The sequence below is a fragment of the Blautia sp. AF14-40 genome (genome assembly GCF_003479665.1).
Lineage (GTDB): Bacteria > Bacillota > Clostridia > Lachnospirales > Lachnospiraceae > Fusicatenibacter > Fusicatenibacter saccharivorans.
This window is the reverse complement of the sequence record NZ_QUHK01000061.1, coordinates 544-5,059: the sequence shown is the minus strand read 5'-3', so window position 1 is coordinate 5,059 and position 4,516 is coordinate 544. Positions and strand designations below refer to the sequence as shown.

Annotated in this window: 4 protein-coding genes; all 4 read right to left on the bottom strand. The window is 50.0% G+C overall.

Translation table 11 applies throughout. From position 1 onward, the window contains the following. Positions 1-17 precede the first annotated feature (17 nt). A complete protein-coding gene (locus DWW13_RS17680; protein WP_118720723.1) occupies positions 18-1,355 on the bottom strand; it encodes a virulence-associated E family protein in 1,338 nt (445 codons plus the stop codon). After that, entirely contained in the window at positions 1,324-1,968 is a 645-nt protein-coding gene (locus DWW13_RS17675) for a CHC2 zinc finger domain-containing protein (RefSeq protein ID WP_199674877.1), read from the bottom strand. Before DWW13_RS17675 ends, DWW13_RS17680 begins: the two co-directional genes overlap by 32 nt. A gap of 66 nt (positions 1,969-2,034) precedes the next feature. After that, the gene (gene mobQ, locus DWW13_RS17670) at positions 2,035-3,609 is read right to left on the bottom strand and encodes a MobQ family relaxase (RefSeq protein ID WP_008394607.1); all 1,575 of its coding nucleotides are present in this window, start codon (positions 3,607-3,609) and stop codon (positions 2,035-2,037) included. 186 nt (positions 3,610-3,795) lie between these two features. After that, positions 3,796-4,134 carry a helix-turn-helix domain-containing protein gene (locus tag DWW13_RS17665; protein ID WP_003509323.1) on the bottom strand — a complete coding sequence of 113 codons (339 nt, stop codon included), beginning with the start codon at positions 4,132-4,134 and terminating at the stop codon, positions 3,796-3,798. Positions 4,135-4,516 lie beyond the last annotated feature (382 nt).

The window sequence follows — 4,516 nt, the reverse complement described above, 5'->3', positions numbered from 1 at the left end:
GCAACGGGCTGTCATTTTCAGAATGGAAGCTCCATCTGTTCTGTGACCTCCACAAAGCCATCCATTGCTTTTTCAGACGGGTTGCATAAGTCCGTTGCCGGGTTTTCACGCTCCCAGCCCTTTTGTCTGCCGTATTCGGAAAACATTCTTGGATTCGGGAAGTACCGCCAGCGGTCAATGCATTGGTTCATAATCTCGTTGATTTCCCGTATTTCCCATTGCTTCGGCTCGTCAAAGGCATGGTTCAAAGCTTCCTTGTAGAGCTGCTTGGAGCAGACCATGCTCCCGGTGTACCTATCAAGATACGCCTGTATCATTCCGGCTTTGGTGTCCTCCGGCATAAAATCCCGCTGGTGTTCTTTGAGATACCGCTGTATGGCTGGGCTGAATGATAGCTTGAACATGCCGCTTCGGTAAATCTCCATTGCTTCCGCCCACATCTGGCTGATATAGGCTCTGGAAGCGGCTTCGTCCTCCAAAATGTGAACCTCGGCTTGCTCCGGGTACACCATGACCGGGATAAATCGGCGGTTGCCGGAACGGTCAAGGGGGAGAAAGTCAAGGGCGTTGGAAGTGCCGCCGAACACGCATTGACGGGGGCGGTCTGCCGGGTGAGTTTCATAGGGAATTTTGTAAACCTCTTTCTGGCGGCTTAGAAAGGACTTGATTTCCTCAATGCTCTTGGCATTGGCGGTTGCCATCATTTCCGACATTTCAATTATCCAGTGACCTTGCAGCTTGCGGTACACGTTATCATCGTCCAGCTTCCGCAAATCATCGGAAAACCACTCGTCCCGGACTGCCAGCAGCCGGAAGAAGGTGGATTTGCCAGCCCCCTGACCGCCTACCAGACACAGCATGATTTCAAACTTGCTTCCGGGCTTAAATGCCCTTGTAATCGCCCCCAGCATGAACAGCTTCAAGGCTTCATAGGTGTAATCGTCCACATCAGCTCCCAGAAAGTGCCGCAGACAGAAGCGGATGCGCTCAGTCCCGTCCCATGCAAGGCTGTTCAGAAAATCCCGGATGGGGTGGTACTTATTCTCATTCGCCACAATCCCGATGGCGGTTTCAATCTTTTTCTCACTGGTAAGCCCGTAGGTTTCCTCCAGATAGAGAAGCAGATACTTCATGTCCGTATCGGTCAGGGCTGTGCTTTCTCTGTGAAAACCGATGGGCTTTATGATGTCCTTGCGGTCGGTCAGGATGTTGTAGGCGATTGCCCCGGCAAGCACAGGGTCACGCTGGAATACGGTCAGGCAGTTCCGTATGCTCTGGCGGACGCCGCCTTTCTCGGTGGTTTCCAGAGTTGCCTTTACTTCCTCAACGCTCTGGGGCGGCTGCATGGCGTTCATGGTGTTTTTTAGTTCCTGCTGCGTCTGTGGCGGCAAGCTCTGCCATTCGCTGTTCAAGCTGTATCACATCCTTTCCGTAGTCCATAATCAAAACCGCTTTTTCCTCTGTCTCCCCGAACAGCAGCACATCCAGCAGATATTCCACATGGGCTTGCTTCTGCAAGGCTTCCACGAACCGGGGATGAAACGCTTCCTCCGGGGAGTGCGGGGCATAGTCGGTTTTCCATACCCGTAAGAGGTGTAGATAATCGGCAAGGACACGGAAGCAATGTGCCTTTGCTTCCCGGAACTGTTCTTCCGGGGATTTCTGCCGGGGCTTGGGCTTCCTTGCCCTGCCCGGTGGCTTCCAGTCCTCATAGGCAAGCCCGAAGTCACTCGCCAACTGTGCGGCGGCTTCCTTTTTCCCCAGCCCGTACAGGGCAGCTACAAAATCAATCACATCCCCATCTGCACCACATCCGAAGCAGTGGAAACGCTTGTCCAGCTTCATGCTGGGGGTCTTATCGTTGTGGAACGGGCAGCAAGCCATCCCGTTTCTGTTTACCCGGATTCCGTAATGCTCCGCAGCCTGTCTTGTCGTAACGGACTGCTTCACAGCTTCAAATACATTCAAATCAATTCCTCCTTGTAAAAAAGAAAAGGCACTTATCATTCTCAATCTGAAAATGGCAAGTGCCTGTTAAAGTTCCATATCCTGTTGTTTGTGTTTCGTCTGCGCCGGGGCGTTTTTCTGTGCTTTCTTCTCGTCAGCCTTATCCTGCAAGACTTCTTTGAGGGGCTGCTTCTTGGGCGGCTCTTTGCTTTCCTCTGTGCCGGGTGTGGCTTTCCGTACCCAGTAGCGGATGTCCCGCAGCTTCTTCAAATCTTCCTGCACCTCGGTCAACGGTACTTTCAAGTCTGCGATTTCGCCCACAAGCTTCGCCTGTTCCTGCAAAAGCTCCTTTTTCGTGCTGTCCTTATCATCCGGGTGCTTGGCAAGGTAGGCACTGGCTTTCTCAAACCGGGCAACCTCCGGGTGTTCCAGCTTGAATTTTTCCTTAGTTTTCTTGAAAAATATCTTCTGGTATTTCTCATAAACGGGCTTACATTCCTTACAGTCCGTCCGGGCGGCAAGGATAGCGTCAATCACGTTGCTGCGGGTTTCCTTTGGCTTCATCTGCTTTCGGTAGTCGGCGGCAGATTTCCCGGACGTTTCTATAAAGTTTTCCAAATCCTCCACGGTGGAAAGTCCCTTTCTCTGAAGATAGGACAGGGCTTCGCTGACTGCCTTTAAGTCTTTGGAAGTTCCACGGTTTTGTCCCGCCCGTGTCCAGTCGCTCCGTTCTGCCTTTCGTACCTCCATGTACTTCATCAACAGATTGGGAAGAAATACCGCTTCCTCCGCAGCTTTTTCCGCAAGCAGTTCTTTTCGTTTTTCACTAAGCTCGATAATCCAGCCTTTGAGATTTTTAATAAGCTGCCGGATAGACTTCATCAGGCTGTTGGCGGCTTTGATTTCCCGGTTCAGATTTCCGATGTTGGTCTGAATCCCTCGCTTTTCCATCTGCCGGACAGCAGCACCCTCATGGACGGTAGGGATAATATCAAGCCCCTGTCTTTCATAAGAACGGAGATCCACCCGCTCCGGGCGGTTGTTGGCTTCCAGATAGCGGTTCTGGATGATCTCCCATTCATGCCGCCAGATTTCACAATACTTGCGGTCGTTCCAGTCAACCGTATCTTCCTTGTGACTTTTCCATCTGCCGGACGGAAGTTTTATCCGTTCCCCGTTCTCGTCAAGGTCATAAACCTTGCGGCTCTTGGGAAGCCATTTCCCATGTTCATCCATTGCCCGCATAGTCAGCATGACATGAGCGTGAGGGTTTCCGTCCCCTTTGTCATGGATGGCAAAATCCACGCACATTCCTTTGGAAACAAACTGCTGATTGCAGAAATCCCGGACAAGGGCGGCGTACTGGTCGGGCGGTATCTCTCTGGGGATGGTAAGCACCCACCGCCTTGCAAGCTGGGAATTCCATTGCTTCTCCACCGCTTCGGCGGCGTTCCATAAAGTATTGCGGTCTGCATACGACCGTGGGGCATTTGCCGGAAGCAAGATTTCATTGTGGACGATACCACGCTTTTCCGGGTAGTGCTTCACTTCCTGATCGTATCCGCAGAACAGCTTTTCGCCGCTCTGGTAGGCAGCGGCGGCAACCGCAGACTGCTGTTGGCTTCGCTGCACAATCGAGATTTCGTTGTGTGGACAGGGCATTTCGTGTCCCTCCTTTCGGTAATTGGTGGATGGGGTGGCGTTTTACCACCTCATTTGGGGCAGAAAAAAAGCAGGAGACCTTTTCAGATTTCCTGCTCGGTGGTGCCGCCGGTGGGCGGCTGGTATTCAGTTTTGAAAGTTCGGGTCAGGGTGGCCCGATGATGAAATAAAATATCTGCATGAAGATTATTCAACTTCTTTTAGTAATTCTTCAACAGAAATACCGTAAAGTTTTGCAAGTGCAAAAAGATTTGATGTGGAAGGGTCGGATGTTCCATTTTCCCATTTTGAAACAGCCTGCCTGCTAACACCAATCGTTTCAGCAACAAATTCCTGCGTCATTTTGCACTGTGTTCTGTGTACTTTGAGTGCTTCACCCAACGATTTCCTCACTACGGATTTTTCCTGCCGTACATCTTTTGAATGGATATATTTGAGTAATGCACGAACAATAAGGGTAAGCAAACCAACAAAGATACATAAGAAAATTATTCCAACGATTATCATAAATACGGTTACTTTCATTTGACCACCTCCTAATGTTGCTGTTGGCTTCATTTCTCTGTACGGATATATTTAAGCAATGCACGAATAACAAGGATAAGCAAGCCGACAAAGATACATGAGAAAACTATTCCGACTACAATCATAATGATGTTTACTAACATTTGGATGACCTCCTTTCTTTGTTGGCTTTATTCTATCTGAATTACCGTGTTGCTACCACCAACTATCAAGCAATTATCAGTTGCATATCGGTTGCACAATGATAGCGTTCTGTTTTTTGACCTTATTATACTAAATTACCGTAGATAAGGATAGCTCGACTGATAAAACTTGCTGGACGGGAACAGCTTGCAGCGCAAGGTGTTTCCGGGCGGCAAGTCCACAAAAGGGTAGCTGGCGA